The sequence below is a fragment of the Streptomyces noursei ATCC 11455 genome (assembly GCF_001704275.1).
GTDB lineage: Bacteria > Actinomycetota > Actinomycetes > Streptomycetales > Streptomycetaceae > Streptomyces > Streptomyces noursei.
Genome location: NZ_CP011533.1, coordinates 7908870 through 7933434, shown reverse-complemented (window position 1 = coordinate 7933434; position 24565 = coordinate 7908870). Strand labels below are relative to the sequence as shown.

24 protein-coding genes are annotated in these 24565 nt (G+C 73.9%); 16 read left to right on the top strand and 8 right to left on the bottom strand.

All coding sequences use genetic code 11. The features are described from left to right. Positions 1–11 precede the first annotated feature (11 nt). Complete coding sequence (locus SNOUR_RS33880; protein ID WP_312634356.1) at positions 12–407, top strand: winged helix-turn-helix domain-containing protein; 396 nt, start codon at positions 12–14, stop codon at positions 405–407. An 86-nt stretch (positions 408–493) separates the two neighbouring features. Here the strand turns inward: SNOUR_RS33880 and SNOUR_RS33875 are convergent, their stop codons facing one another. Next, entirely contained in the window at positions 494–2230 is a 1737-nt protein-coding gene (locus SNOUR_RS33875; protein ID WP_067354724.1) for a hydrogenase maturation protein, read from the bottom strand. A gap of 380 nt (positions 2231–2610) precedes the next feature. Here SNOUR_RS33875 and SNOUR_RS47310 point away from each other — a divergent pair, with 380 nt between their 5' ends. From SNOUR_RS47310 to SNOUR_RS33840, 8 genes are all read left to right on the top strand, one after another. After that, on the top strand, positions 2611–2775 hold the full coding sequence (locus tag SNOUR_RS47310) for a hypothetical protein (protein ID WP_167739077.1): 165 nt from the start codon (positions 2611–2613) through the stop codon (positions 2773–2775). 121 nt (positions 2776–2896) lie between these two features. After that, entirely contained in the window at positions 2897–4138 is a 1242-nt protein-coding gene (locus SNOUR_RS33870; protein WP_067354723.1) for a phenylacetate--CoA ligase family protein, read from the top strand. Then, positions 4135–4692 carry a glycine-rich domain-containing protein gene (locus SNOUR_RS33865; protein WP_067354721.1) on the top strand — a complete coding sequence of 186 codons (558 nt, stop codon included), beginning with the start codon at positions 4135–4137 and terminating at the stop codon, positions 4690–4692. The genes SNOUR_RS33870 and SNOUR_RS33865 overlap by 4 nt, the downstream gene beginning before the upstream one ends. Then, entirely contained in the window at positions 4689–5921 is a 1233-nt protein-coding gene (locus SNOUR_RS33860) for an MFS transporter (protein ID WP_067354712.1), read from the top strand. The genes SNOUR_RS33865 and SNOUR_RS33860 overlap by 4 nt, the downstream gene beginning before the upstream one ends. Positions 5922–6157: 236 nt before the next feature. Continuing rightward, complete coding sequence (locus tag SNOUR_RS33855) at positions 6158–6574, top strand: hypothetical protein (protein WP_067354710.1); 417 nt, start codon at positions 6158–6160, stop codon at positions 6572–6574. A 105-nt stretch (positions 6575–6679) separates the two neighbouring features. After that, positions 6680–7282 carry a carbonic anhydrase gene (locus tag SNOUR_RS33850; protein WP_039638438.1) on the top strand — a complete coding sequence of 201 codons (603 nt, stop codon included), beginning with the start codon at positions 6680–6682 and terminating at the stop codon, positions 7280–7282. A 16-nt stretch (positions 7283–7298) separates the two neighbouring features. Continuing rightward, positions 7299–8753, top strand: coding sequence for a SulP family inorganic anion transporter (locus SNOUR_RS33845; RefSeq protein WP_067354707.1), 1455 nt, complete (start codon positions 7299–7301; stop codon positions 8751–8753). A gap of 134 nt (positions 8754–8887) precedes the next feature. Then, positions 8888–9334, top strand: coding sequence for a nitroreductase family deazaflavin-dependent oxidoreductase (locus SNOUR_RS33840; protein ID WP_067359002.1), 447 nt, complete (start codon positions 8888–8890; stop codon positions 9332–9334). Positions 9335–9370: 36 nt separating this feature from the next. Here the strand turns inward: SNOUR_RS33840 and SNOUR_RS33835 are convergent, their stop codons facing one another. The 3 genes from SNOUR_RS33835 to SNOUR_RS33825 form a co-directional block, all read right to left on the bottom strand. Further along, a complete protein-coding gene (locus SNOUR_RS33835) occupies positions 9371–11371 on the bottom strand; it encodes an ABC transporter permease (protein ID WP_067354704.1) in 2001 nt (666 codons plus the stop codon). A gap of 133 nt (positions 11372–11504) precedes the next feature. Beyond that, entirely contained in the window at positions 11505–12299 is a 795-nt protein-coding gene (gene modA, locus SNOUR_RS33830; RefSeq protein WP_067354703.1) for a molybdate ABC transporter substrate-binding protein, read from the bottom strand. Positions 12300–12479: 180 nt separating this feature from the next. After that, entirely contained in the window at positions 12480–12875 is a 396-nt protein-coding gene (locus SNOUR_RS33825; protein WP_067354702.1) for a TOBE domain-containing protein, read from the bottom strand. A 253-nt stretch (positions 12876–13128) separates the two neighbouring features. Between SNOUR_RS33825 and SNOUR_RS33820 the strand changes: the two genes are divergently transcribed. Beyond that, positions 13129–13569 carry a TOBE domain-containing protein gene (locus SNOUR_RS33820; protein WP_067354701.1) on the top strand — a complete coding sequence of 147 codons (441 nt, stop codon included), beginning with the start codon at positions 13129–13131 and terminating at the stop codon, positions 13567–13569. On the opposite strand, the gene SNOUR_RS33815 is transcribed toward SNOUR_RS33820, so the two are convergent. The 3 genes from SNOUR_RS33815 to SNOUR_RS33805 form a co-directional block, all read right to left on the bottom strand. Beyond that, complete coding sequence (locus tag SNOUR_RS33815; RefSeq protein ID WP_079143034.1) at positions 13566–14081, bottom strand: molybdopterin-dependent oxidoreductase; 516 nt, start codon at positions 14079–14081, stop codon at positions 13566–13568. The genes SNOUR_RS33820 and SNOUR_RS33815 overlap by 4 nt on opposite strands. A 140-nt stretch (positions 14082–14221) precedes the next feature. Further along, on the bottom strand, positions 14222–17020 hold the full coding sequence (locus tag SNOUR_RS33810) for a molybdopterin-dependent oxidoreductase (protein ID WP_067354700.1): 2799 nt from the start codon (positions 17018–17020) through the stop codon (positions 14222–14224). Then, a complete protein-coding gene (locus SNOUR_RS33805; protein ID WP_067354699.1) occupies positions 17017–17859 on the bottom strand; it encodes an FAD binding domain-containing protein in 843 nt (280 codons plus the stop codon). Before SNOUR_RS33805 ends, SNOUR_RS33810 begins: the two co-directional genes overlap by 4 nt. A 205-nt stretch (positions 17860–18064) precedes the next feature. Here SNOUR_RS33805 and SNOUR_RS33800 point away from each other — a divergent pair, with 205 nt between their 5' ends. Then, complete coding sequence (locus tag SNOUR_RS33800; protein ID WP_067354697.1) at positions 18065–19609, top strand: helix-turn-helix domain-containing protein; 1545 nt, start codon at positions 18065–18067, stop codon at positions 19607–19609. Positions 19610–19627: 18 nt separating this feature from the next. Here the strand turns inward: SNOUR_RS33800 and SNOUR_RS33795 are convergent, their stop codons facing one another. After that, a complete protein-coding gene (locus SNOUR_RS33795) occupies positions 19628–20035 on the bottom strand; it encodes a TOBE domain-containing protein (RefSeq protein ID WP_067354695.1) in 408 nt (135 codons plus the stop codon). A 685-nt stretch (positions 20036–20720) separates the two neighbouring features. Here SNOUR_RS33795 and SNOUR_RS33790 point away from each other — a divergent pair. The 5 genes from SNOUR_RS33790 to SNOUR_RS33770 are packed head-to-tail and all read left to right on the top strand — an operon-like array spanning position 20721 to position 24550. After that, positions 20721–20906 carry a hypothetical protein gene (locus tag SNOUR_RS33790; RefSeq protein ID WP_067354693.1) on the top strand — a complete coding sequence of 62 codons (186 nt, stop codon included), beginning with the start codon at positions 20721–20723 and terminating at the stop codon, positions 20904–20906. Positions 20907–20917: 11 nt separating this feature from the next. Then, positions 20918–21619: a hypothetical protein gene (locus tag SNOUR_RS33785; RefSeq protein ID WP_067358999.1), complete on the top strand. Its 702-nt coding sequence runs from the start codon at positions 20918–20920 to the stop codon at positions 21617–21619. Beyond that, positions 21616–22572, top strand: a complete 957-nt coding sequence (locus SNOUR_RS33780) for a DUF6895 family protein (RefSeq protein ID WP_079143033.1) — start codon at positions 21616–21618, stop codon at positions 22570–22572. Before SNOUR_RS33785 ends, SNOUR_RS33780 begins: the two co-directional genes overlap by 4 nt. Beyond that, on the top strand, positions 22569–23513 hold the full coding sequence (locus tag SNOUR_RS33775; protein WP_067354692.1) for a DUF6895 family protein: 945 nt from the start codon (positions 22569–22571) through the stop codon (positions 23511–23513). The genes SNOUR_RS33780 and SNOUR_RS33775 overlap by 4 nt, the downstream gene beginning before the upstream one ends. Continuing rightward, on the top strand, positions 23513–24550 hold the full coding sequence (locus tag SNOUR_RS33770; protein ID WP_067354690.1) for a serine hydrolase domain-containing protein: 1038 nt from the start codon (positions 23513–23515) through the stop codon (positions 24548–24550). The genes SNOUR_RS33775 and SNOUR_RS33770 overlap by 1 nt, the downstream gene beginning before the upstream one ends. The last annotated feature ends 15 nt before the right edge of the window (positions 24551–24565 follow it).

Here is a 24565-nt window from a genome sequence, read left to right as displayed (position 1 = left end):
ATTTGGAACCCGTGTCGGTTCACCGACTGACCTCGGACAAGCTGCACATCATCCTCGCCCCGCCGTGCGCCGGACCGACCGCACCGGTCGCCGGTGCGCAGCCGTCGGCCGGCGAGTTCGCGCCCGACCCGATCCAGATCGACACCGCGGCACGCACCGTCTCCATCGACGGCCGTCAGATCGACATCCCCCGGCTGGAGTTCGACCTGCTGGCCCACCTGGTGCTGCACCCGCGGCGGGCCTTCACCCGGCAGCAGCTGATGGCCGCGGTCTGGCCGGACTGCCGGTCCAGCGACCGCACGGTGGACGTGCACATCGCCCGGCTGCGCCGGCGGCTGGGCCCGGGGCGGCGCAAGCTGATCACCACCGTCTTCGGCATCGGCTACAAGTACCTGCCGACGCCGTGACTCCGCCGGCGTAGCCGGTACGGGTGGACGGGCCGGCGGCCGACGTACGACAACGGCCGCCGGCCCGTTCGGCTGTGGGCGCCCCGTCAGTCATGGGCTCCCGGCATCGCGCTCGCCCCCGGGGCACCGGCGTTCAGATGTGCCGGGGTGCCGCAGGGGCCTTCCTTGCGGACGAAGGCGCGGCGCAGGGCGTGATAGGGGGCGTCCGGGTCGAAGAAGGTGCGCCGCATTCGGGCCAGTTCGTCGTCGCGATGGGCGGCGAGCGGGCGCCGCGCCTCGTCGCTCTCCCGGCGGGCCTTCTTGGCGGCGATCCGGGACTGGACGCCGGGGGAATCGGCGAGCCGGCGGGCGAGCCGTCCGGTGTGGTCGCCGAATTCCTGCGCGGTGCAGTCGACGATCCGGTCGACCAGGCCGAGCCGCTGGCCGTGCGCCGCGGTGATCGGCAGGGCACGGTCCCTCATGTGCGCGGCGGTTTCCGGGCCGACCCTGCGCGGCAGGGTGTACGTCCAGTATTCCGAGCCGTGGAGCCCCATCAGCCGGTAGTGGGGGTTGAGGACGGCGGCGAAGCGGCACCAGACCTCGTCGGCGGCGAGCGCCAGCATCGCGCCGCCGGCCGCCGCGTTGCCGCCGAGGGCGGCGACCACCAGCCGGTCGGTGGTGGTCAGCACGGCCTCGACGAGGTCGTCGATGGCGTTGATGTTGGCCCAGGATTCCGCGGCGGGGTCGGCGGCGGCCTCGATGACGTTGAGGTGGATGCCGTTGGAGAAGAAGTCCCGCTGCCCGCCCAGGACCAGGACGGAGGTGGGCCGGGTGCAGGCGTGGCGGTAGGCGGCCAGCAGTCGCCGGCAGTGGTCGGTGCTCATCGCGCCGCCGGGGAAGGAGAACCGTAGGAATCCGGCCGGTCCGTCCTCGTGGTAGCGGATGTCGCTCCAGGTGCGCGGGGCGCCGTCGGCCGCCTCCAGGGGGGCGGGGATCTCGGGTAGCGGCGGGAGGCGGTCGCCGAGCGCCAGGGTGGCGGGCAGCTTGACGGCAGCGGGTCCGCCCGGGGTGCGGGCCGGGCGGAGTTCGGGGATCCACACCGCGCCGTCGGCGGTGGCCCGGCAGACCGCGCCGTTGCGGGTGGCGAGCAGTGCGCCGGGGCGCCCGGTGAGGGTGTCCTCGGGGTGGCCGCCGTGCAGGAACCAGGTCCCGCCGAGGAGTTCGTCCCGGACGCCGGGGCGGGAGTCGGCGGCCCGGAGGGTGCGCAGCACGGTCTCGGTGGGGTCCGTGGCCCAGTCGATGCGGCGGTCCTCCTGGCGGAGTCGCGGCCGGGGGCGGCCGAGGAGCCGGTCCGCGGGGAGGGTGCGCTGCGGTTCCGGGCGGTGGGTGCCGACGGCGAAGCGGGCGACGGCGGTCAGCAGCGCCTCGATCGCCGCGTCGGCGATCTCGTTGCGGTACAGGTCGCTCTTGCCGACATCCGGGACCGGGCAGTCGGCCGTCGCCCAGATGTCGCCGCCGTCCATCTCGTCGTCGGCCTGGAGGACGGTGACGCCCCATCGCTCCGCGCCCTGTTGGACGGCCCAGTCCACCGAGGACGGGCCGCGGTCGCCGAGCGGCCCGGGGTGCACGATCAGGCAGGGCCAGGTGGACCAGACCTCGCGGGGGACGACCGTGGTGAGCATCGGCGCGACGATCAGGTCGGGGGCGTGCCGGGGCACCAGCGCGGCCAGTGGTGTGGCGCGGGTGACCAGTTCGACGCCGAGGTGGTGGCCGCGGTCGGCGAGTTCGGCGTAGGCGCGCTGCGTCAGACTGTTGAAGGCGTCGGCGAGGAGCAGGATGCGCACAGCGGGCTCCCTGGGGTGGCTGGACGGTGGACGATCGTGATCGTTCCCGCGCGCGACGGGCCGGCGACGGTCCCGCCGAGGAGGTCACCCGAACGCATCGGGCCCGGGCCCCGTCGCCGCGGTCCCGCCCGCCGGGCGGCCCCTCGCACCGTGCCGCCTCCCTCGGCGAGGTGACTGCACATCAGATAGTTCCGCCGTCGGCCACCGCGGCGGGATCCCGCCAAAGTTGGCGCGCCGAAACGCCTTCCGGGCAGCCCGACATTGCCTATCGTTGACATTCACTTGGCGATCCTTTTACCTTCATTGACGTCGGCATCGGCGCAGGTCATCACCGCACCGCCGGATGCCGTCCCCCCCTTTCCACACCTTTGGAGGTCCCCATGGAGCAGCTCATCAAGAAGATGGCCCAGGACGACGTCTGGCAGAGCTGGGTGGCCGCCAACTCCGCCGGGTCGGACCCGCGGACGGCGAAGAACGGCTGCATCAGCGCCGCCCCCAAGGCCGGCTGCATCAGCGCCGCGCCCAAGCGCGGCTGTATCTCCTGACGCCGGACCGACCGCCCCGGCGGGCCGGCGGCGGCCACTCCCCCGCCGCCGGCCCGCCGGTGGGCGCACGCACCCCACGCCCCGGGCGGCTCCCCGCCCGCGCACACACCCGAGGGACCCCATGGAAGGCCAGCCGACCGCCGAGGTCATCGAGCAGATCCGCGACATCCCGATCTACCGCGCGTCACTGGCGAAGGGCCACTTCCCGGTGCTCGACAAGCCGGAGATCGCCCGCGGCTTCCCCGACAACTGGATGACTCCCCGGCTGGCCGCCGCGCTGGAGTCCGGCGAGGCCGAGTTCGTGCTCTCCACCGGCACCAACCACGCCCGGATGCAGCTCATCCGGCCCCCGTACTTCCTGCTGCGCTCCTACTACCAACTGTGGAGCGAACACCCCGACCTCGCCGCGACCTGGGAAGCCGGCTGCCGCCGCGTCTCCCTGACCACCGTGCTGGCCACGGAACACGTCGCCCGGGTCAACGCCGCCAAGCGCGGCACCCCGCCCGACCCCGTGCCCGGCCTCGACGACCGCCGGCTCGACGACCGCACGTGCTACGTGAACCTGCGGCTCGACCCGGCACTGTGGAGCCGCGACGACGTGGTCCGCATGCTCGCCGAGATACGCACCGCCCAAGAGGCGCACCCGGAGGGCTGGTACCACCTCGACTGCTCCGGCTACCACCTGGCCCACCTGGTCCGCAAAGTCGGCGAATGGGGGCTGTGGGACGACTTCCCGCCGCCCGCCAGCATCATCCACGCCTACGAGTACACGCCGGTGAACGTGCGGCGCTTCCTGCACCAGCACTTCGCCTGCCCGATCATCGACCTCTTCGGCAGCACCGAACTCGGCTACCTCTACTCCAGCGACCGTCGCGGCAACTACCGCCCGCACCTGGACAAGATGAGCGTCGAACTCCACCCGGTCGCCCCGGACAGCACCCTGTACCACCTCGTCGTCTCCAGCGTGCGCAACCCCTACATGCCGCTGATCCGGTACCGCTCGGGCGACTGCGTACGCACCACCGACGGCACCCCCGACCCGGGGCGGATCGCCCAGTTCTGCGGCCGCCAGAAGGAGTTGCTCCGGACGCACGACGGCCCGGTCGCCCAGGGCGACCTGGACCGCTGCATCGGCGAGGCGACCGCGCAGATCTTCGTCCACCAGCTGCGCCTGGTGGGCACCGCCGAGGCCCGGCTGGCGTATACGACCTTCCACGGCGCGCCCCTGGGGCCGGCGGAGACCACCGCGTTGGAGCGGAGCATCGCCGAACTCACCGGCCGGCACTGCCGGCTCGACCACCGTCCGCACATCCCCATCGGCCGGTCCGGGAAGTACTCCTGGCTGGCGAGAGGAGAAGCATGACCCACCGGACCGCGCCGGCGTCCGCGGCCACCGCACCCGCCACGGCCGCCCCGCACCGGTTGATATCCGAGGAGGACCTGCGGGACCTGCTCGGCGCACCGCTGCACGCCGAAGTCCTCGCGCACTTCGAGGAGAAGACCGGCGCCCCACGGGAGTTCGTGGCGCGCCAGGTCACCGAGTGCCTGCGCTACCTCTACCTCGTCTCCCGCCACCGCGACCGGCTCGGCGGGCTGTTCCTGCCCGTCGAGCAGGACATCGACGAGATCTGGCACTACCTCATCCTGCAGACCCGCGAGTACCGCGCCCTGTGCGAGGAACGGCTCCCGGGAGGCTTCTTCATCGAGCACCGCAGCATCGGCTACGAGGCGTACCAGCAGGAGCCGGGGCGGGCCCAGGCGCTCGAAGAGGCGCTGCGCTGGATCCCTTTGTACTGCCGGGAGTTCGGCCCGTTCGACGAGGACGCGCTGCCGCACTGGACCATCGTCCGCTTCCTGCACCGGACGATGGGGATGTCCCTGACGGAGATCGCGGCGCTGGAGCCGCCGGCCGCATGAACGGTGCCGCGCCGCGCCGGCCACTGGCCGTCCTGGTGTTCTCCCAAGTGCTCAGCGGGGCGGGCCTGGCGGCCGGGATCACGGTCGGTGCACTGCTCGCCGAGGACATGCTCGGCTCGACCGGGCTGGCCGGGGTGCCCAGTGCCCTGTTCACCGCCGGATCGGCGCTGGGTGCCGTGGCCATCGGCCGGCTCTCCCAGCGCTGGGGGCGCCGCCCCGGGCTCGTGCTGGGGTACGGGGCCGGGGTGCTCGGCAGTCTGGGGGTGGTGGCCGCCGCCGCTCTGAACAGCGCCCTGCTGCTCTTCCCGTCCCTGCTGGTGTACGGGGCGGGCACCGCGACCAACCTGATGGCGCGCTACGCGGGAGCCGAACTGGCCCCGCCGGACCGGCGCGGGCGCGCGGTGAGCACCGTGCTGTTCGCCACCACGCTCGGCGCGGTGGCCGGCCCCAATCTGGTGACGGTGACCGGGGATCTGGCGCTGGCCTGGGGCGTGCCCCGGCTCGCCGGGCCGTTCCTGTTGGCCGCCGCCGCGTTCGGGGCCGCGGCGGCCGTGCTGGCCTGCCTGTTGCGGCCCGAACCGCCGTCGCCCGAACGGCGCGCGGACGGCCCGCCGGACGACCGGACGGCCTCCCCCGCGGGCCCCGGCCCGACCGCCGGGCGACGCCGCGGCCTGGCGGCCGGCACCGCGGTGATGCTGCTGACCCAGCTGGTGATGATCGCGTTGATGACCATGACCCCGGTGCATCTGCGCGCGCACGGCCACGGCACCGAGACGGCCGGGCTGGTGATCGCGCTGCACGTCGGGGCGATGTTCCTGCCGTCGCCGCTCACCGGGCGGTGGGTCGACCGGGCCGGGCCGCACCGGGTCGCCGTGGCGTCCGGGGTGACGCTGCTGGCCGCCGGGCTGCTCGCCGCCCTCGCCCCGCCGCACTCGGTGCCCGGGCTCACCGTGGCGCTGGTACTGCTGGGCCTCGGCTGGAACTTCGGGCTGGTCAGCGGTACCGCGCTGGTCACCGAGGCACTGCCGCCGGCCCGCCGTGCCGCGTCCCAGGGACTGGTGGACGTCGGGATCGCGCTGGCCGGCGCGACCGGCGGGATGGCCTCCGGACCGCTGCTGGCCACGAGCGGATTCCCGGTGCTGGCGCTGGTCTGCGGGGTGCTCGCGGCGGCCGTGGTGCCTGTGGCCGTACTGGCCGCACGGGGAGATGGCGGCGCCCGTTGTTCCTGAGAAAACACGCAACATGGCGTCATTTCTCGTTTTCATACCCGAAACCTGGATGCTGAACTATGAGAGCGCGGTTTCGGACAGCCGCGGGCGGCGCGAAGCGCACGCGGCCGGAACCGCTCCCGGACGACCAGGACCGTGCCCAGCGGCGGCCGGCCGCGCCGAGTGCGCGCGGCGGCCCCACACCTGCCGAACGACCCAACGGCCCCCGACGACATGGGGCGATGCGGAGGACGACGATGCGCAAGGACACCGGCATACCGGGGCGACGCCCCCGGATACCGGCCCTGTGCCGTCTTCCGCTGACCGCGCTCGCCGTCGTCCTGACCTTCCTGCTCGGCGCGGCGGCACCGGCGTACGCGGCCAAGCCCGCGCGCCCGGCGGCCGGTGCGCTCGGCAAACCCGGCGCACCGGCCGCCGCGAGCACCAACTCCGAGGAGGAGAAGCACTCCAAGCGCGAGACCGAGCGCAGCCGCCCGCGGCGGCTGACGCCGGCCGCGGAGGAGAGCGCACCCACCCGGCGACCGCTGCCGCCACAGCTCGCCGGCGCCGCCGGCGAGGACACCGCGCCGGGGCACGATCCGGCCACCGACAGCGCGCCGGCCTCGCCCAGACCGACCCGACTCCCCCTTCTCCACTGCGTCTTCCGCTGCTGATCGGCCCCGCGGCGGGCGACGGCCCCGCGCCGCGCCCCGCCGTCCGAGTGCCGCACATCCTCGCCATCCCCACGGTGGCATCACCCTTCAGCAGGAGACCTCCTCGTGGAGACCTTCATTCAGCACGCCCGGGGCCTGACCGCCCGTATAGCCGCGCAGCGCGAAGAACAGGAGTCCTACGGCCGGCTGGCGGCCGGCCAGTCCCCCCTCGCCCTGTTCATCACCTGTTCCGACTCCCGGGTCGTCCCGTCCCTGATCACGGGGGCCCGACCCGGCGAACTCTTCGAACTTCGCACGGCCGGCAACGCCGTGCCCGTCTACCAGGAAGGCATGGCGGCCAGCTCCGAGGCCGCCACCATCGAATACGCGATGCGGGTCCTGCGCGTCGCCGACGTCATCGTCTGCGGCCACTCGCATTGCGGCGCGGTGGGCGCCCGGGCCCGCGGCGAGGACCTGACCGGCGCACCGTCGGTCCGCGACTGGCTGACGCTCCAACTCTCCGACGAACTCCCCGGCGACGACGGGCCGGCCGTCACCACGGCCGTGCAACGCCATGTGTGCCAACAGCTGGTCCGACTGGGCGGCTACCCGTGTGTGCGGGAGCGGCTGGACGCCGGCGAGGTACGGCTGCACGGCTGGTTCTACGAGGTGCACACCGGGTCGGTGTCCGTGCACCAGCCGGCCGCCGACGCGTTCCTCCCCCTGTGAAGGCGAGCTGCACGTGATGAAGCGATTCCCTTTCCTCCGGGCGGACTTCACCGCCTCCCTCGTGGTCTTCCTCGTCGCCGTCCCGCTGTGTGTCGGGGTGGCGGTGGCCTCCGGCGTACCGGCCGAACTGGGGCTGGTCACCGGCATCGTCGGCGGGCTGGTCACCGGACTGCTGCCCGGCAGCAGCCTCCAGGTGAGCGGCCCGGCCGCCGGCCTGACGGTGCTGGTCTTCGAAGCGGTCAAGGAGTACGGCCTGGGCGCGCTGGGCGCCCTGGTCCTGGCCGCCGGCATACTCCAACTGGCCATGGGCGCCCTGAAGTTGGGGCGCTGGTTCCGGGCGATTTCGGTCGCCGTGGTGCAGGGCATGCTGGCCGGTATCGGACTGGTCCTGATCGCCGGGCAGCTCTACGCCCTGATGGACGCCAAGGCGCCGGGCAGCGGCCTGGCCAACATCGGGGCGCTGCCGCGGCTGGTGATGGACACCGCGCGGTCCGGCACCGGGCTCACGGCGCTCGCCATCGGGGCGGGCACCATCGCGGTCCTGGTGCTGTGGCCGCGGTGGCGGCGCGCGGCGCGGGTGCTGCCGGCCCCGCTGGCGGCGGTCGCGCTGGCCACCACCTCGGTCTGGGTGCTGGACCTGCCGGTCGCCCGGGTCGAGGTGAGCGGGTTGCTGGACGCGATCCAGCCGCCCGGGCTGGCCGACATCGGCCGACTGACCGAGCTCGGCGTGCTGGGCACGGTGCTGGCGTTCGCACTGATCGCGTCCGCGGAGTCGCTGTTCAGCGCGGCGGCGGTGGACCGGCTGCACGACGGTGCGCGGACCGACTACGACCGGGAGCTGATGGCCCAGGGCGCCGGCAACACGCTGTGCGGGGTGCTCGGTGCGCTGCCGATGACGGCGGTGATCGTGCGCAGTGCCGCCAACGTCCAGGCCGGGGCCCGGACCAAGGCGTCCCGGGTGCTGCACGGGGTGTGGCTGCTGCTGTTCGCGGCGGCCTTCCCGGCGGCGCTGGGCGTGGTGCCGATCGCCGCGCTGGCCGGTGTGCTGGTGCACGCGGGCTGGAAGCTGATCCCGCTGCGGGAGCTGCGGCCGCTGTGGCGGGCGCACCGCGGTGAGGCGGTGGTGCTGTGCGTCACCGCGCTCGCCATCGTGACGGTGAACATGTTCGAGGGCGTGCTGATCGGTCTGCTGCTGGCGGTGGCCAAGACCGCGTGGGAGACCTCCCAGGCACATCTGGAGGTCCACATCCCCGGCGTCCCCGGCCCGGTGCGGGTCCGGGCGGTCGGCAACGCCACCTTCCTGCGACTGCCGAAACTGCTGGACCAGTTGGAGGCACTGCCCGCCGACCGGGACGTGGAGCTCGACCTGAGCGGACTGCGCCATGTCGACCACGCCTGCCAGGCGGCGCTGGAGAACTGGGCCGAGCAGCACCGTCGCAGCCGGAGCCGGGCGGTGGAGCTGGTCTCCTGACCCGGTGGGCCGGCGTCGGGCGCCGGGGCTGAGCGGGGAATGCGGCGGGGCCGGAATGATCGGGCCGGCTCCGCCGTTCTCCGAAGACCAGGAGTCTTCCGGGACCAGTGGTCTTCGACGAGAGGACGGACGGCATGCCCCTGCAGGGAGAGTACGAACCGAGCCCGACCCCATGGGTCCGCGAGCAGGTCGAGCGGTACGAGGGATCCGGCGGCACACAGGGCACCACGATCCGCGGCCTTCCGGTGATCGTGCTGACCTCGCGCGGCGCCAGGTCCGGCAAGCTCCGCAAGAGCCCACTGATGCGGGTCGAGCACGAGGGGGTGTACGCGGCGGTGGCGTCGTTGGGCGGCGCACCCAGGAATCCCGTCTGGTACCACAACGTGCGCGCCGATCCGCGGGTGGAACTCCAGGACGGCCCGGTCCGCCGGGACATGACGGCCCGTGAGGTCACCGGCGAGGAGAAGGTGCTGTGGTGGGCGCGGGCGGTCGAGGCGTTCCCCGACTACGCCGACTACCAGCGCAAGACGGACCGTCGGATACCGGTCTTCGTACTGGAGCCGGCAGCCGCCCCGCACTGACGAACGGCCCGCCGGCACCGCGCCTCTGACGCCCCGTCAGAGCTGGGTCAGCGTCACCTCGGTGGCCTTGACGCTGGTCCAGACGGTGGCGCCGTCGGCGAGCCCGAGTTCCAGGGCCGCCGCCGGGGTGATCTCGGCGACGAGATCGGGTGCCTCGGGCGAGGTGACGAGCACCCGCAGCCGGCTGCCCGCGGCGGTGATCTCCCGTACGGTGCCGGGCCAGACGTTGCGCGGACTGCCCGCGGGCTTTTCGAGGTGCACCGAGACCGCCTCGGGGGCGATCACCGCCAGCGCCCGGGTGCCCTCGGGGAGCCGGTCGGCGACGACCAGGCGGCCACGCCCGGAGAGCGCCAGCCCCTCGCCGTCCGCGGTACCGGGCCAGGCGTTGCGGCCCAGCATCCGGGCCACCCAGGGAGAGCGCGGATGACGGGTGACCTCGGCGGGCGGCGCGTCCTGGAGCGCGCGTCCGCCGTTGAGGACGAGGACGCGATCGGCCAGCGAGACCGCCTCGACGGGATCGTGGGTGACGATCAGGCAGACCCCGCCGAAGTCGGCGAGATGGCCGCGCAGGGTGTGCCGGACGTGTGCCCGGGTGGTCTGGTCGAGGGCGGCGAGCGGTTCGTCGAGCAGCAGCAGGCGCGGCCGGGCGGCGAGCGCGCGGGCCAGCGCGACGCGTTGGGCCTGGCCGCCGGAGAGCTGGGCGGGCCTGCGGTGGGCGAGCGCGCCGACGCCGAGCCGGTCGAGCCAGTGCTGTGCGGTGCGCCGGGCCTCGGCCCGCCGGACGCCCTGGGCGCGCAGTCCGTAGGCGGTGTTGGCCAGCGCCGTCAGGTGCGGGAAGAGCGCCCCGTCCTGCGGGACCCAGGCGACCCCGCGGCGGTGCGGGGGCAGGGCGGTGGCGTCGCTCTCCCCCAGGTGCAGCACGGCGCGGGCGCGCGGGGTGAGCCCGAGCAGGGCGCGCAACAGGGTGGTCTTGCCGGCTCCGTTGGGGCCGACGACGGCGATGGTGGTGCCCGGGTCCGCCTCCAGGGTGAGCTCCGTGAAGCCGGTGACCTCGGCGTGCAGCGGCCAGCGTCCCCCGGGGGACGACTCCGGTGCCGCCGGCTCCGGGTGCCCGGTGCTCGCCCCGGCCTCGACGCCGCCGCCCACGGCACCGCCGTCGTCATCGGCCGGTTCACCGCTGGACCTGACCGCGCGTCCGGTGCGGTCCGGGGGTGCGCCCGTCCACCGCCCGCGCAGGCACACCAGGACGGCCATGGCGATGACGAGCAGCAGCAGGGAGACCGAGGTGGCGGCCTCCGGGGAGTCCTGGAGCAGCAGATAGACCTGCAGCGGCAGGGTCTGGGTGGTGCCGGGCAGGTTGCCGGCGAAGGTGATCGTCGCGCCGAATTCGCCGAGCGCCCGGGCCCAGGTCAGCGCGGCGCCGGCGGCCAGTCCGGGGGCGACCATGGGCAGGGTGACGGTGCAGAAGACCCGGACCGGCGAGGCGCCGAGGGAGGCCGCGGTCTCCTCGTAGCTGGGGCGGAGTCCGGCGAGGGTGCCCTCCAGGCTGATGACCAGGAAGGGCATCGCGACGAAGGTGGCCGCGACCACCGCGCCCGAAGTGTGGAACGGCAGCACGATGCCGAAGCTGTCCTCCAGCCAGGGGCCGAGGAGCCCGCGGCGGCCGAAGCCGAGCAGCAGGGCGACACCGCCGACGGTCGGCGGCAGCACCATCGGCAGCAGCACCAGCGAGCGGACCAGCACCTTGCCGGGGAAGTCGACCCGGGCCAGCAGCCAGGCCAGCGGGACGCCCAGCAGCAGCGACAGGCCCAGCGCCCAGCACGACACCAGCAGCGACAGCCGGAGCGCTTCGAGCACTCCCGGGGTGGTCAGATGCGTGCCGAGGTCGCCCCAGCTGGTGCGGCCGAGGATGCCGAGCAGTGGCATCAGCAGGAACGCGACGGCCAGCAGCGCGGGGACGGCCAGCGCGGCGGGGGTGCGGGCGCCGGAGCGGCGCCGGGCGGCCGGCGCCGGGGCGGTGGTGCGGGGGCGGCTCATCAGGAGTCCTGGGATCGGGGCGGGCGGCGGGCCCGGGCCGTCCGGCGGACGGCCGCGGGTACGGCCGGGGCTACGGCGGCGGGGCGGGGGCTGTCCGCTCCCCCGAGCCGGACAGTCCCCACCCCGCACGTGGTCACGGCTTCTGGAAGCCCGCGTCCTGGAGGAGCTTCTGCGCCTCGGGGGTGCTCAGCCACTTCACGAACGCGGCGGCCGCGGCGGCGTGCTGGGAGGACTTGAGGGTCGCCGCCGGGTAGGAGGCGACGGCGTTCTGCGCGTCGGGGATGTCGACGGCGTCGACCTTGGTGGGCGCGGTGGCGGCGTCCGTCTTGTAGACGATGCCGGCGTCCGCCTCGCCGAGTTCCACCTTGCTGAGGACGGCGCGGACGTTGGGCTCCTGCGAGACCGGCTTGACGGTCAGCTTCTGGGCGTCCAGGACCTTCTTGCTGTAGCGGCCGACCGGGACCTCGGGGGCGGCCAGCACCACCTTCAGCTTGCTGTCGGCGAGGTCCTTGAGGGCGCCGACCTTCTTGGGGTTGCCCTTGCCGGTGGCGATGACCAGGCGGTTCTTGGCGATGATGGTGGGGGCGCCGGTGTCCGCCTTGAGCCCGTCCATGGTCTTGGTGTCGGCGGTGACCAGGGCGTCGGCGGGGGCGCCCTGCTTGACCTGGGCGGCGAGCTCCTGGGAGCCGGCGAAGGAGAAGGCGACCTTGGTGCCCGGGTGCTCCTTCTCGTAGACGGCGCCGGCCTTCTGGAAGACGTCGGTGAGCGAGGCGGCGGCGAGCACGGTGAGCTTGGTGGTGCTGCCGGATCCGCCGCCGTTGTCCTTCTTGGTGTCGTCGCCACCGCCGGAGCAGGCGGCGAGCGGGACGAGGAGGGCGGCGGTGACGATCGCGGCGGCGGCGCGGCGCCCGGTGCGGAACGGGGACATGGTGCGGAACTCCTTGGTACGCGGGGCGACGCGGTCGCCCGAGCGGATGGGGACAAAGCCGCGCCGAGTGGGGTCTCCCCCGCTCCAGGACGTTCGAGAGCTCGGGGAAGGGCGACGCCGCTGGGTGGGCGGCCGGTCCGCGGGGGACGTGGGGCGGACCGCCGGGTGAGGGTGCGGGGGTCAGGTCCGGTCGATGTGCACGCTGGTGGATTTCACCCGTGCGACGGCCTGCATGCCGACTTCCAGCCCGAGTTCCTCCACCGCTTCGCGGGTGAGCAGGGAGACCAGACGGTGCGGGCCGGCCTGGATCTCGACCTGGGCGGCGACGTCGCCGAGTTTGACGGCGGTGACGATGCCCGGGAAGGCGTTGCGGACGGAGGTGTAGGTGTCGTCCTCCTCGCCGCCGGGAGTCTGACCCACCTCGATGGAGAAGGCGGCCAGGTCCCGGCCGTCGATGAGGCGACGGCCGCTGTCGTCGCGGTGGGTCGCGACCCGTCCGGCGTCCGCCCACCGGCGGGCGGTGTCCGGGCTGACGCCCAGCAGACGCGCCGCCTGGCCGATTGTGTAGGACTGCATGTGCGACAAGATATGAGGTGCTACCTCGCATTTACAATCCTTTTGGTCTTTCTCTCTAGCAGATGCAAGGTGCATTGGAGGAAGGAACAAGCGCGTTTTCCGGCCACCGGAAGTCGCCCACCGCGGGCCGGCGGTGCCCCCGGTGAGCCGCATCCCACGAGGAATCCCCGCGCGAACGCGATTACAGTGCGAGGAATCGAGGGAAAACGTCCCGAATTCCGCCTCCAGACGCCGATTTACGACGGGATCGCCCATGAGCCTGAGCATCCGCAACCAGCTCCCCGGCACGGTTCTCGCCCTCACGGCCGGGGAGGTGATGTCGACCGTCACGGTGCGGCTGGCCGGTGGGCAGACACTCACCGCCGCGATCACCGTGGAAGCCGTCGACGACCTCGGGATCACGGTCGGTTCGGCGGTGCGCGCACTGGTGAAGTCCACCGAAGTGGCCCTGGCCACCGGCGCGGTCGACGGGCTGAGCATCCGCAACCGGCTCCCGGGCACCGTCGTCGACGTGGCGACGGGCGGGGCGATGGCCGGGGTCAAGGTGGCCGTGGCGGGCGGGGAGCTGACCGCCGCGATCACCAAGGACGCGGCGGCGGACCTGGGGCTGGCCGCCGGCTCCGAGGTGACCGCGCTGATCAAGTCCACCGAGGTCGCGCTGGCCGTCGCCGACCGCCGACCGGACGGGCTCTAGAGTCCGTCCGGTGCCGGGCAGGTGCCCACCCAGATGCCGGTGATGGCGCTGATGTAGCGCGCACCGCAGCGATCGGAGGGCACCACCAGCTGGCAGCCCGCGGCGTCCAGCGGCTGCCCGTCCATGGCCGTGGCCAGCAGGATCGGGGCGTCGCCGAAGTCGGCGTCGATCTCCGCCCAGGACAGCACGGTGTGATGGCCGTCCCCGCCGGTGACGGTCAGCAGGAAGCGGGAGCGGTCCTTGCGCCGCCGGGCGTCGAAGGCGGGGCTCGCCGCGCCCAGGACGTCCCGCAGCAGCGGCCCGTCGAAGGTGTGGTGCTGCGGCCCGTTGGCCGCGCAGTCGAAGACCACCGGGGCGTGCCGCTGGGGCCAGCGCGTGCGGAGGTCGGCGACGGTCAGCGCGAGCGGGTGGTGCAGCTGCCCGCTGATCAGGAAGCGCCGGGCGGCGGGCGGGCCGTCGGTGGGCGCGCCGCGGACGGCGGTGGGGCCGGACGGCGGGCTGAGTCGGCTCATGGGTGTCCCCCTGGAGAGGATGCGCGCGGCGGCTGCCTCCCAGTGATGCCCCGGCGGCTCCCGACTCAACCACATATGCCACCCGGCTATGGATGTTTCCCTTGCGTAAGTGAGGTGAATAGGGGCAAGAGGGCCGCAGGTCAGACCGAGCCCTCCCGCCCGGGGTGCGTCCGGGCCGACCAGCCCTCCTCCTCGTTCGCCGTGCGGTGTTCCGCCAGGGCCAGCCAGACCTTGTCCCGGAGGAACGGAACTTCGGTGAAGCGGACCCCGGTGGCGTCGCGCAGCGCGTTGCCGAAGGCGGGTGCCACCGGGTTGAACGGGCTCTCGCTCATCGACTTCGCGCCCAGCGGCCCGATGGCGTCCGACGTCTCCATGAAGTGCACCTCGGTGCGCGGGACGTCGGCGTAGGCGGGGAGCCGGTAGCGGCGGAACGCGGGGGTGAGGACCTTGCCGGCGGCGTCGACCAGGACCTGTTCGAAGAGGGTGGCGCCGAGCGCCTGGGCGACCCCGCCCTCGACCTGGCCGCGGCACTGCATCGGGTTCATCACCTTGCCGGCGTCGGCCGCGTGGACGCTGCGCAGGATCTTGATCTCGCCGGTGTCGGGATCGACGGCGATCCGGAACCACTGGGCGTTGAAGGCCACCGAGCGCGGGGAGCCGCCCCAGTGCCCGGCCGCCGTCAGCGCCACGTCCCGCTCGCGCGCGGCCTGGTGCAGTTCCTTGAGCGAGACCGTCCGCCCGGCGCACTCCACGGCGTCGGTCAGCAGGTGGCACTGGCTCCGCGGGGCGCGGGCGTATTCGGCGGCGAACGTGAGCAGCTTCTCGGCCAGACCGTTGGCCGCGCGCATCACGGCCTTGCCGGCCACGACGGTGCCGGCCGAGCCGAACGCGCCGGTGTCGTGCCGGACGACGTCGGTGTCGGACTGGCGGATGACGATCCGGTCGACGGTGGTGCCGAGCGCGCCGGCGGTGATCTGCTTGTGGACGGTGGTGGTGCCGTTGCCGAACTCGGCGGTGCCGACGGCGATGTCGTAGGTGCCGTCCTCCAGCAGGGTCACGGTGGCGTCGGCGTAGTGCCCGCCGGGCGGGCCGGTGGCGATCATCGACATCGCGGTGCCCTGGCCGACCAGCCAGCCCTCGGGGGCGTCGGCGGCGCTGCGGTCGCCGGCGATCGCGTCCCGGACGACCTTCAGGCACTGGTCCAGGCCGTAGCTGGCGATCTGGAGGTCCTCCTCCTCGCCGCCGGGGCTGATCATGTGCTCCCCGGGGCCGATGATGTTGCGTTCCCGGAAGACCAGCGGATCGATGCCGAGGCGGCGGGCCAGTTCGTCCATGGTCGATTCGACGGCGAAGGTGACCTGGCCCAGTCCGTAGCCGCGGAAGGCGCCGGCCGGGACGCAGTGGGTGTAGACGGAGTAGGCGTCGACCTTCTTGTGCGGGGCGCGGTAGACGGCCATCGACTCGCCGACGCTGTGGAACATCACCGCCGGGCCGTGGTTGCCGTACGCACCGGTGTTGGCGACCACCCGCAGTTGGAGGGCCGTCAGGGTGCCGTCCCGCCTGGCACCGGCCTTGATGCCGATGGTGAAGGGGTGCCGGGTGGTGGCGCCGAAGAACTGCTCGGCGCGGGTGAACTCCAGCTTCACCGGCCGGTGCAGCCGCCGGGCGGCGAGCACCACGATGTCCTCGGTGAGCATCTCCTGCTTGCCGCCGAAGCCGCCGCCGACCCGGCCCGCGACCACCCGGACCGCGTCCTGCGGCAGGTCGTAGAGGGCGCACAGGGCGCGCCGGGTCAGGAACGGGACCTGGGTGCTGGAGCGGACCACGATCCGCTCGCCGGTGCCGTCCTCCTTCTCCTCGAAGTAGGCGAGGGCACCGTGGGTCTCCAGGCTGGCGTGCTGTACCCGCTGGGTGCGGAAGGTCTCCTCGTAGACCAGATCGGCCTCGGCGAAGCCCTGTCGGACGCTGCCGATCTCGCCGTGCACCTCGCCGACGACGTTGTTCTCCGGCCGGGAGATCCGGCAGTCCCCGGCGTCCTTGGCGTGGACCACCGGCGCGCCGGGCCGCATCGCCTCCTCCGGGTCCAGGACGTGCGGCAGCACCTCGTACTCCACCGCGATCCGACGGCAGCCCTCCTCGGCGGCGCCCTCGGTGTCGGCGACCACGGCGGCCACCCGCTGGCCGACGAAGCGGACCGTGTCGTCCAGTACCCGGGTGTCGTCGGGGTCCTCGGTGGGGTGCTCGTGGCGGGCGGAGGAGAACAGCCGCTCGGGGGCGTCGTGGTGGGTGAGGACGAGGCGGACGCCGGGGACGCGCAGCGCGTCGCCGGTGTCGATGGAGACGATCCGGGCGTGCGGGTGCGGGGAGCGCAGCAGCTTCATGTGCAGCAGCCCCTCGACCTCGATGTCGAAGGTGTAGCGGGCGGTGCCGGTGACCACCTGCGGGCCGGCGGGGGCGCCGAGGTTGCGGCCGACCGACTCCCCGGGGCGGGGCTCCTCGACGTGCGAGACACCGCGGATCGCGTCCTCGATGGCCCGGTAGCCGGTGCAGCGGCAGAGGTTCCCCTTCAATGCCCGTGGGAGGTCGGTGAGTTGGTCGTCCTCCAGTTTGGCGGTGGTCATCAGGAAACCGGCGGTGCAGAAGCCGCACTGGAAGCCCTGGGCGGCGAGGAACCGGCGCTGGACGGGGTGGAGTTCGCCGTCCGGCTCGGCCAGGCCCTCGACGGTGGTGACCCGGCGGCCGGCGGCGCGGACGGCCGGGTAGAGGCAGCTGTGCACCGGTTCCCCGTCGACGTGGACGGTGCAGGCCCCGCAGTCCCCCGCGTCGCAGCCCTTCTTCACCCCGAACCAGCCGCGGTCCCGCAGGTAGGTGCGCAGGCACTGGCCGGGACGCGGTTCGGCGTCGAAGGGCCGGCCGTTGACGTGGACGGCGTAACTCATCGGGCGGCCTCCTCGGGGGACGACGGGTGGGGGGCGAGTTCGGCGCGGACCTCTTCCGCCAGGCGCAGCGCCATGTGCCGCCGCCAGGCGGGCAGTCCGTGGATGTCGTCGAACCACTCGGGTCCGGCGACGGCGGCGTCGAGGGTGCCGCGCAGCACGGCGGCGCCGGGCGGGGTGGGGAACCACAGGCGGACCGGGCGGACGGTGGCGGCGGTGACGGTGATCGCCAGCGAGCCGTCCAGCGGGTCGAGGGCGCCGATGACCAGGGCGCCGGAGCGGCCGAGCCCGTAGAGGGAGACCTGACGGAACGCGGTCCGGCAGGTCAGCGCGCGGGCGGGCAGGGTGACCGAGCGCAGGAGTTCGCCCTCGCCGAGGTCCTTGCGGCCGGCGCCGGTGACGAAGTCGGCGACCTTGGTGCGGCGCCGCGAGCCGTCCTGGGCCTGGAGCAGGGCGCTGCCGTCGAGGGCGGCGGTCAGCGAGATCATCGGCCCGGCGGGCAGGCCGTTGCAGAGGTTTCCGCCCACCGTCGCCATGTTCCAGATCTTGAACGACGCCAGAAAGGCGCGGCAGCACTGCTCGAAGAGGGGCGCGGCCGGCGCCGGGAAGCGGGCGGCGAAACGGGAGAGCTGGGCGATGGTGCAGGTGGCGGCGATCTCCAGGGAGCCGTCCGGGAGTTGGGCGACCGGCTCCCAGCCCATCCGGCTCAGGTCCACCAGGCGGCGGAGGTGCGGCTGGGGTTCGGAGAAGAGGTAGGTGCCGCCGCCCAGCCAGGCGTCGCCGGTGCGCCAGGTAGCGAGCTGCCGGGCGTCGCGCACCTCCAGCACGGTGTTCAGGTCCATGCCGTCGAGTGAAGCAACGCGGCGCCCCCGTGCACGACTGGTCCGCAGCACGGAAAACACACCAACGCCCGCGCCCGGAACTGGATGATCAACCAAGAGGGATTTCGGCGAGAACGCCTTGCATTTACGATGTCAGAACCCACATTCGCCTCGTGAATGTGAGATGCCGGGGTGCCCGCTCGGCAGCCGTCCAAGGAGCCACCACATGCACGTCCACGATCTTCTCCAGCTCGATGCGCTCGACCTGACCCTCCTGTGGGGCGAGGACCCGCTGCTCGCCCGGGAGGTCAGCGGGGTGACCGCCACCGACCTGGAGGACCCCGCGCGGTTCCTGCAGTCGGGCGAGCTGGTGCTGAGCGGGCTGGTGTGGTGGGCACCCGGGGACGACCGGGAGAAGGTGGACCGCTTCGTGGCGGCGCTGGCGGACGCCGGGGCCGCGGCGCTGCTGGCCGGGGAGGAGACCCACGGGACGGTCCCCGACGTCCTGGTCGAGTCCTGTCGCGCGCACCACGTCGCCCTGCTCGCGGTGCCCGCACACACCACGTTCCGGGCGATCACCGAGGCGGTGTACCTGCGCCGGTGGGGAGACCTCAGCCGCCGCCCGGCCGGCCACTACGCGCTGCCGGAGAACGTGCGCACGGAACTCGCCGGGATGCTCGCCGGGGACGCGGCGCCGGACGCGCTGCTGGACCGGGCGTTCGCGCACCTGGGCGGTCCGGCGTGCGCCCTGCTGTCCGCCACCGGCCGGGTGATCGCCCGCACCCCGGCCGCCACCGGGCTGACGGCTCGGCAGGCGCGGCGGCGGCTGGCCTCCGGCACCGGCACCACCCTGCGGATCGAGGGCGACCCGGGTCCGTACGACGCCTGGTTCCTGCATCTGCACGACGCGGACGACGCGCCGCCGCGGGTGCTGCACGAGATCGCCGAGGTCGTCGCCCAGTACCGGCACCACGAGGCGGCCCGGGAGACGGGCGCGCGGCGGGCGGCGGACGCGCTGTTGACGCTGGCCGCCACGGTCACCGCCGAGCGGGCGGCGCTCGACGCGGCGCTGCACGCCTGCGGGCTGCCCGCGGACGGCCCGTTCCGCGTGGTGCTGGCCGCGCTGGACGACACCGAACCCGAGCAGGCGGTGCGGGCCCTGACCGAGGCGCTGCGGCACGCGCCCGGGGCGCCGTTCGCGGCCGGACTGCTGCCGGACGGCACGGCGGCCGCGGTGGTCGCGGTCGGCACCGGCGCCGAGGCCGACGGCGGGGCCGACGGCGAGCGGGTGCCGTCACTGGGCGAGATATGGCCGGCACTGCACGACTGCCGCCCGCAGGCGCCGCTGCACGCCGGGATGAGCGGCCCGGCGGCCACCGGCGGGGGCCTCAACTCGGCACTGGAGCAGGCGCGTTACGCACTGTCCGCGGCCCGGTCGGCGGCCCCGGAGGGCGCCGGGGTGACCTCCGTCGACGACCTGACGACGCTCGGCGCGCTGCTCTCGGGGGTGCCGGCCGAGGTCCGCGCGGCGTTCAGCAGCCGGGTGCTCGGCCCGCTGGCCCGCGGCGGCAGCGCCTCGCACCGGATGCTGCTGGAGACGCTGGAGGTGTTCCTCGCCCAGCACGGGTCCTGGGCGCGCACCGCCGAGATCCTGCATCTGCACGTCAACACCGTGCACTACCGCATCCAGCGGATCGAGACCCTCACCGGCCGCGACCTGTCCCGGCTCGACCACAAACTGGACCTGCACGCGGCGCTGTTGTGCCGCTGACCGCCGTGGCGGGCGGGCTCAGCCGCGCCCCTCCGGCCGGTCCACATGCACATGGGTGGACTTGACCCGGGCGGTGGCCTCCACGCCGACCTCGATGCCCAACTCCTCGACGGCCTCGCGGCTGACCACCGACACCACGCGGTGCGGCCCCGACTGGATCTCCACCTGGGCGATCACGTCGTCGAGGGTGACCGCCGTGACGATCCCGGCGAACGCGTTCCGGACCGAGGTGCGGATCTCGCCGGGCACCGGGTGCTGCCCCGCGGCCCGCTCCTTGGCGAACGCGGCCAGGCTCACCCCGTCGATGGCGCGGTTGCCCGCGCCGTCCCGGTCCATCCGCAACTGCCCGCCGTCGGCCCAACGACGGACGGTCTCCGAACTCACACCCAGCAGCCGCGCTGCCTGGCCAATGCTGTACGAGGGCACATCGGCACTCTAGGGCCTGCCGGCGCGCTCCCGTCATCCGCCCGGAGGACGGGCACCGCCGACGTCACGGCCGGCCGTGGCCGGGCCGCCGCGGGGCGGGCCGTCGGCGCGGCGCCTCGGTCAGTTCCTCCAGGGCCGGCAGGGCGTCGGGCCGGCTGGGCGGCGGGCGGCCGGGGCGTCCTGGGCGGTGCGGCCGCTGGTGAGGGTGACGGGCAGGGATCCGGCCGGCCCGGTGAGGACGGCGATGAGCCCGGCGGCGAAGGTGAGGTTGACCCACCGGTCGGGCCGGGCCGGGGTGAGGCCGGGAAGGCGTCGGTGAGGAGCGCGCCGGAGTGGGCCGCTCCATGCAGTCCGGGGATCCCGACCGGGCTCCCGGAGCGCCCGGCCCCGGGCGGGTCGGCCCGGCGTGGCGACCCACCCGCTCAGACCAGTCCGGCCCACGCGTGAACGGGCCCCCGCGCGGGGTGCACGGCCGGCCCCGAGGCGCCCGGAACCGCACGTTCGGCGCCGTCAAGTCCACGGCGCTGCAAGGGAGTTCACACCCCCCTCCGACCCTCCGGCGAGCGCCCGGCGCACCGGAACGGCATCGGGACCGGGATTGCAGTAACACACAGTCATCGTCCGGATTGCGACGGTATATAGCGAATGTCAGCCTGGTGTCCCGCTCATCGAAGGAGTTGATCGCATGGTTACGGATCGCACGGCGCCAGTAGAAACGACTGCCCTGGCCTCCGAAGTCGAGGGGCTGCTCAGCCCCGCCGAGCCCGACGGCATCTACCGCGACAGCCGTGAGTGCGGCGGCGGGCTGCTGCTGCTCGGCGCACTGCTGCTGTCGCCCCCCACCCCTCGCCCGAAGTCCGGCGATCGCTGAGGGGAATTGTGTTGGCTGAACAGACGCAGGGAGCCGTCCCGCTAAGCGCTGTAATTGCCGATGCCGCAACCGGTGTCGCCCTCGCCCTTCAGGGCGGGGGCGACCCCTATGCGCTCTCCCGGATCCTGCGCCAGGGCGATCCGCTCGCCCCGGCCGCGGTCCGGGTGCTGGGTGCCGACGCGCTCGCGCCCTACGCCCTGGAGCACCGCGCGGTGCCGGTGGGCGCGGACGACGAGGCGGTGGTGCGGCAGACGTTGGCGAGCTACCCCCCGGGCGCGGACGCCTCCGGAGTATCGGCTTGGAGCTACCGCGGCCTGGTCGAGGCCACCCACACCTATCTCGTCTCCGACGCCCGACCCTGGCCGCGGCCCCCCGAGGTCGGCACCGAATGGCTCGACACCGACCGCTGGCCGCGGCTCGCGCACCGGATCTCCCAGCTCGCGGCGTTGGCCCTGCCCGGCCTGGCCGCCGACCTGGAGGAGCAACTGGCCGCACGAACCGACGATTTGGCCCGCGGTTTCGTCCGGGCGGTGCGCCGCCGGGACTGGCTGCAGGCCGCCGGAGTGGGCCGCTGGCTGGCCCGGCTCCCCGACGTACCGCCCACCCTGGGGCTGGACGCGGGGCTGGCGTTCGTCCGACAGATGGGCGGCGGCGACCCGCGGGTGACCCTGCATGTCGTGGCCGCGCAGCGGTTCTTCGGGCGGGGCTGGTGACTGCCGGCCGGGGCGACCCGGAGCTGCTGGACCGGATGGTCGACAGCAGCCTGGGGTGGCTGGCGCGGTGGCGGACCCGCTTCCGCCTGCCACCGGACGTGACGACCGACGCCGACCCCAACCACACCCTCAAACCCCTCGGCGAACTGGCCGAGTTGACGCAGTTCATCGCCTCCTCGCACCCGCGCGCCGACCTCCGCTCGGCCGCGGCCGAGCTGTTCGCCTTCGCCTGGCAGGAGACCGGCGAGGGCGAACTGTTCGTCGAGCTGATCCGCGGGGAGCCGTACGCCACCTACCCGGTGGAGATCTACGGCGCCTTCGCCCAGGCCGGGTTGCGGCACCCGGCCGTCGAGGCGCTGGCGCTGACCACCACCGGGCTGCGCGGCTGGCGGGTGGCCCGCGAGGACCACACCCGCACCCTGGCGGTGCTCAACGCCGAACGGCGCATCGGGCTGCCCCCACACGGCGACTTCGACGACGAGTTCACCCGCACCGGACTCGGGGTGCTGCCGGAGCCCTGGGCGCTGGACAGCAAGGCGGCCTACGGCATGACGCACGACGTCTTCCACCTCACCGACTGGGGCCGCGACCGCCGGCGCCTGGCCCCCGAAACCGCCGCCTACCTGCGGCTCTGGCTCCCCTCCTGGCTGGAGAACTGGCTGGACGAGCAACTGCTGGACCTGGTCGGCGAACTGCTCGCGATCACGGCCATCCTCCCGGCCGCGCCCTACGACGCGGCGGCCTGGCGACGGCTGGCCGCCGAGCAGGCCGCCGACGGCAGCGTGCCGGAGAGCGCCGCCGTGCCCCGGCCCACCGACCCGACCGAGACGTTCCGGGCCTGCTACCACTCCACCCTGGTGACCGCGTTCGCCGCCACCCTCGCCCGTATCGCCTCGGCCGGGGCCGGTGCGGTGGCCCGTCGGCCCCCCTTCGAAAGCGAGGCTGCGCTGTGACCGTGACGGCTGCGTCCCTGGCCTCCCCGGCCTCCCCGGCACTGCTGCACCAGGTCGGCGACCGGGCCCTGAGCTGGCTCGACGCGCACCGCGACCTCTTCCGGCTCACTCCCGAGGACCGCGCCACGGGCAGCGCGACGATCGAACGGCTCAAGCCCGTCGGCGAGTTGGCGATCAACATGCATGTGCTGTTCCGGGAGGGCGTGGCCGGCTCCCGGCAGCGCACCCGGGCCGGTGCGTTGCTGGACTTCGCCTGGCGGGAACTGCTCGACGGCGGCAACGTCCTGGCCGCGCTCCAGCGCGAAGAACCGCACTCCCCGGTGCCCATGGAGCTCTACGCGCCGTTCCACGAACTGGGCCACCGCCACCCCGGCCTGGAAGCGGCCCTGGACGTCGCGCGGCGCACCACCGGCTGGAGCGCCCTGGAGATGATGCCCAATCGGCGACTGGGCCTGCTCAACACCGAGCGCAGGCTCGGGCTGCCGCCCACCGCCGACTTCGACCGGGCCGTGGCGCGCACCTGGCTGGGGCAGCTCCCCGAGCCCTGGACGGTGCAGCTGCACATCGCCTACGACATCACCCACACCGTCTTCCACCTCACCAACTGGGGCGCGGCACCGGACCGGATCCCACCGGACATCGCCGACTACCTCACCCGGTACCTGCCGGCCTGGCTGGACGACTGGGCCGACCTCGAGCACTGGGACCTGCTCGGCGAACTCCTGGTCGTGGACGCCTGTCTGCCGCGCCCGACCCTGGACGCGCGGCTGTGGGAGCGGTACGCCGCCGCCCAGGACGCGTCCGGCGCGATGCCCATCCACCGCGCCATGCCCGAGGGCGACCCGGAGGTGGTCTTCGACCTGCTCCACCATCCCACCCTGGTCGCCGCGTTCGCGTCGGCGATGGCCACCTCCCGCGCGCTCTCCGCCGACGCCGGCTGATGCGGACCGCACCCGGCGGGCCGGCGCTCGCGGACCGGCTGACGGAGGCGTTGACCCGGATCGACGCCCCGGACGTCGTACTGGCCGTCACCCGGCAGGGCCACCGCACGGTGGTCAGCGGCGGCACCGCACTGGCACCGCCCACCCCGCGCCCCGCCCTGCGCTACGAGCTCGGCTCGCTGTCCAAGACCTTCACCGTGCTGCTGCTCGCGGACCTCGCGGTGAACGGGGTGCTGTCCCTGGACGATCCGCTCACCGCCCGGCTGCCGCGGCTGCCGCTGAGTCACCCGCGGTCCGGCCGGATCACCCTGCGGCACCTGGCCACCCACACCTCCGGACTGCCGCGGATCCCCACCGACCTGCTGCGCGGCGCACTCGTCCGCCCGTACGAGAACGGCTACGCCGGCTACGACACCGAGCGGCTGCTGGACACCTTCGCGCGGACCCGGCCGCGCCACCGGCCCGGCACCCGCTGGCACTACTCCAACTTCGGGGTGGCGCTGCTCGCCCCGGCGATGGGCCATACGACCGGGACCGACTACCCCGAGCTGCTCACCGCCCGGGTGCTGAAGCCGCTCGGGCTCATCGGCACCACCCTGGCACCCGGCACGACCGGCACCGAGGCCGTCGGCCACCGGACCAACGGCACCACGCCGGTCCGCAGCACCGACATGGGCGCCTTCGCCGCCGCCGGGGCGGTCCGGTCCACTCCCGATGACATCCTCACCTACCTGGAGGCGCACCTCTTCCCGGACGGCAGTCCACTGGCCCGGGCGCTGCGCGAGGTGCGGGTCCCGCTGCTGCGGCGCGGCTGGCGGCGCCGCACCACCCACACCCTGACGTGGTACCAGCACCCGGCGCCGCGCGGGCCGCTGCTCTTCCACGTCGGGGCGACCTTCGGCCAGCAGGCGTTCGTCGGCTACCACCCGGCGTCCGGGACCGGAGTGGTCGGGCTGGCCACCCGTCGCGGCCGGACCTGCCACGTGGTGCCCACCGCCTACGAGCTGCTGTACGGGCTGGCCGGCGACGACGGCTGAGGCCGCTTCGGACCG

Excerpts from the sequence above, each read along its gene's own strand:
- SNOUR_RS33815 (WP_079143034.1), bottom strand. The coding sequence starts at position 14,081 with ATGAGCCGACTCAGCCCGCCGTCCGGCCCCACCGCCGTCCGCGGCGCG.
- SNOUR_RS33790 (WP_067354693.1), top strand. The coding sequence starts at position 20,721 with ATGGTTACGGATCGCACGGCGCCAGTAGAAACGACTGCCCTGGCCTCC.
- SNOUR_RS33840 (WP_067359002.1), top strand. The coding sequence starts at position 8,888 with ATGCCCCTGCAGGGAGAGTACGAACCGAGCCCGACCCCATGGGTCCGC.
- SNOUR_RS33855 (WP_067354710.1), top strand. The coding sequence starts at position 6,158 with ATGCGCAAGGACACCGGCATACCGGGGCGACGCCCCCGGATACCGGCC.
- SNOUR_RS33805 (WP_067354699.1), bottom strand. The coding sequence starts at position 17,859 with ATGGACCTGAACACCGTGCTGGAGGTGCGCGACGCCCGGCAGCTCGCT.
- SNOUR_RS33845 (WP_067354707.1), top strand. The coding sequence starts at position 7,299 with ATGAAGCGATTCCCTTTCCTCCGGGCGGACTTCACCGCCTCCCTCGTG.
- modA (WP_067354703.1), bottom strand. The coding sequence starts at position 12,299 with ATGTCCCCGTTCCGCACCGGGCGCCGCGCCGCCGCCGCGATCGTCACC.
- SNOUR_RS33820 (WP_067354701.1), top strand. The coding sequence starts at position 13,129 with ATGAGCCTGAGCATCCGCAACCAGCTCCCCGGCACGGTTCTCGCCCTC.
- SNOUR_RS47310 (WP_167739077.1), top strand. The coding sequence starts at position 2,611 with ATGGAGCAGCTCATCAAGAAGATGGCCCAGGACGACGTCTGGCAGAGC.
- SNOUR_RS33835 (WP_067354704.1), bottom strand. The coding sequence starts at position 11,371 with ATGAGCCGCCCCCGCACCACCGCCCCGGCGCCGGCCGCCCGGCGCCGC.
- SNOUR_RS33770 (WP_067354690.1), top strand. The coding sequence starts at position 23,513 with ATGCGGACCGCACCCGGCGGGCCGGCGCTCGCGGACCGGCTGACGGAG.
- SNOUR_RS33800 (WP_067354697.1), top strand. The coding sequence starts at position 18,065 with ATGCACGTCCACGATCTTCTCCAGCTCGATGCGCTCGACCTGACCCTC.
- SNOUR_RS33825 (WP_067354702.1), bottom strand. The coding sequence starts at position 12,875 with ATGCAGTCCTACACAATCGGCCAGGCGGCGCGTCTGCTGGGCGTCAGC.
- SNOUR_RS33870 (WP_067354723.1), top strand. The coding sequence starts at position 2,897 with ATGGAAGGCCAGCCGACCGCCGAGGTCATCGAGCAGATCCGCGACATC.
- SNOUR_RS33860 (WP_067354712.1), top strand. The coding sequence starts at position 4,689 with ATGAACGGTGCCGCGCCGCGCCGGCCACTGGCCGTCCTGGTGTTCTCC.
- SNOUR_RS33865 (WP_067354721.1), top strand. The coding sequence starts at position 4,135 with ATGACCCACCGGACCGCGCCGGCGTCCGCGGCCACCGCACCCGCCACG.
- SNOUR_RS33810 (WP_067354700.1), bottom strand. The coding sequence starts at position 17,020 with ATGAGTTACGCCGTCCACGTCAACGGCCGGCCCTTCGACGCCGAACCG.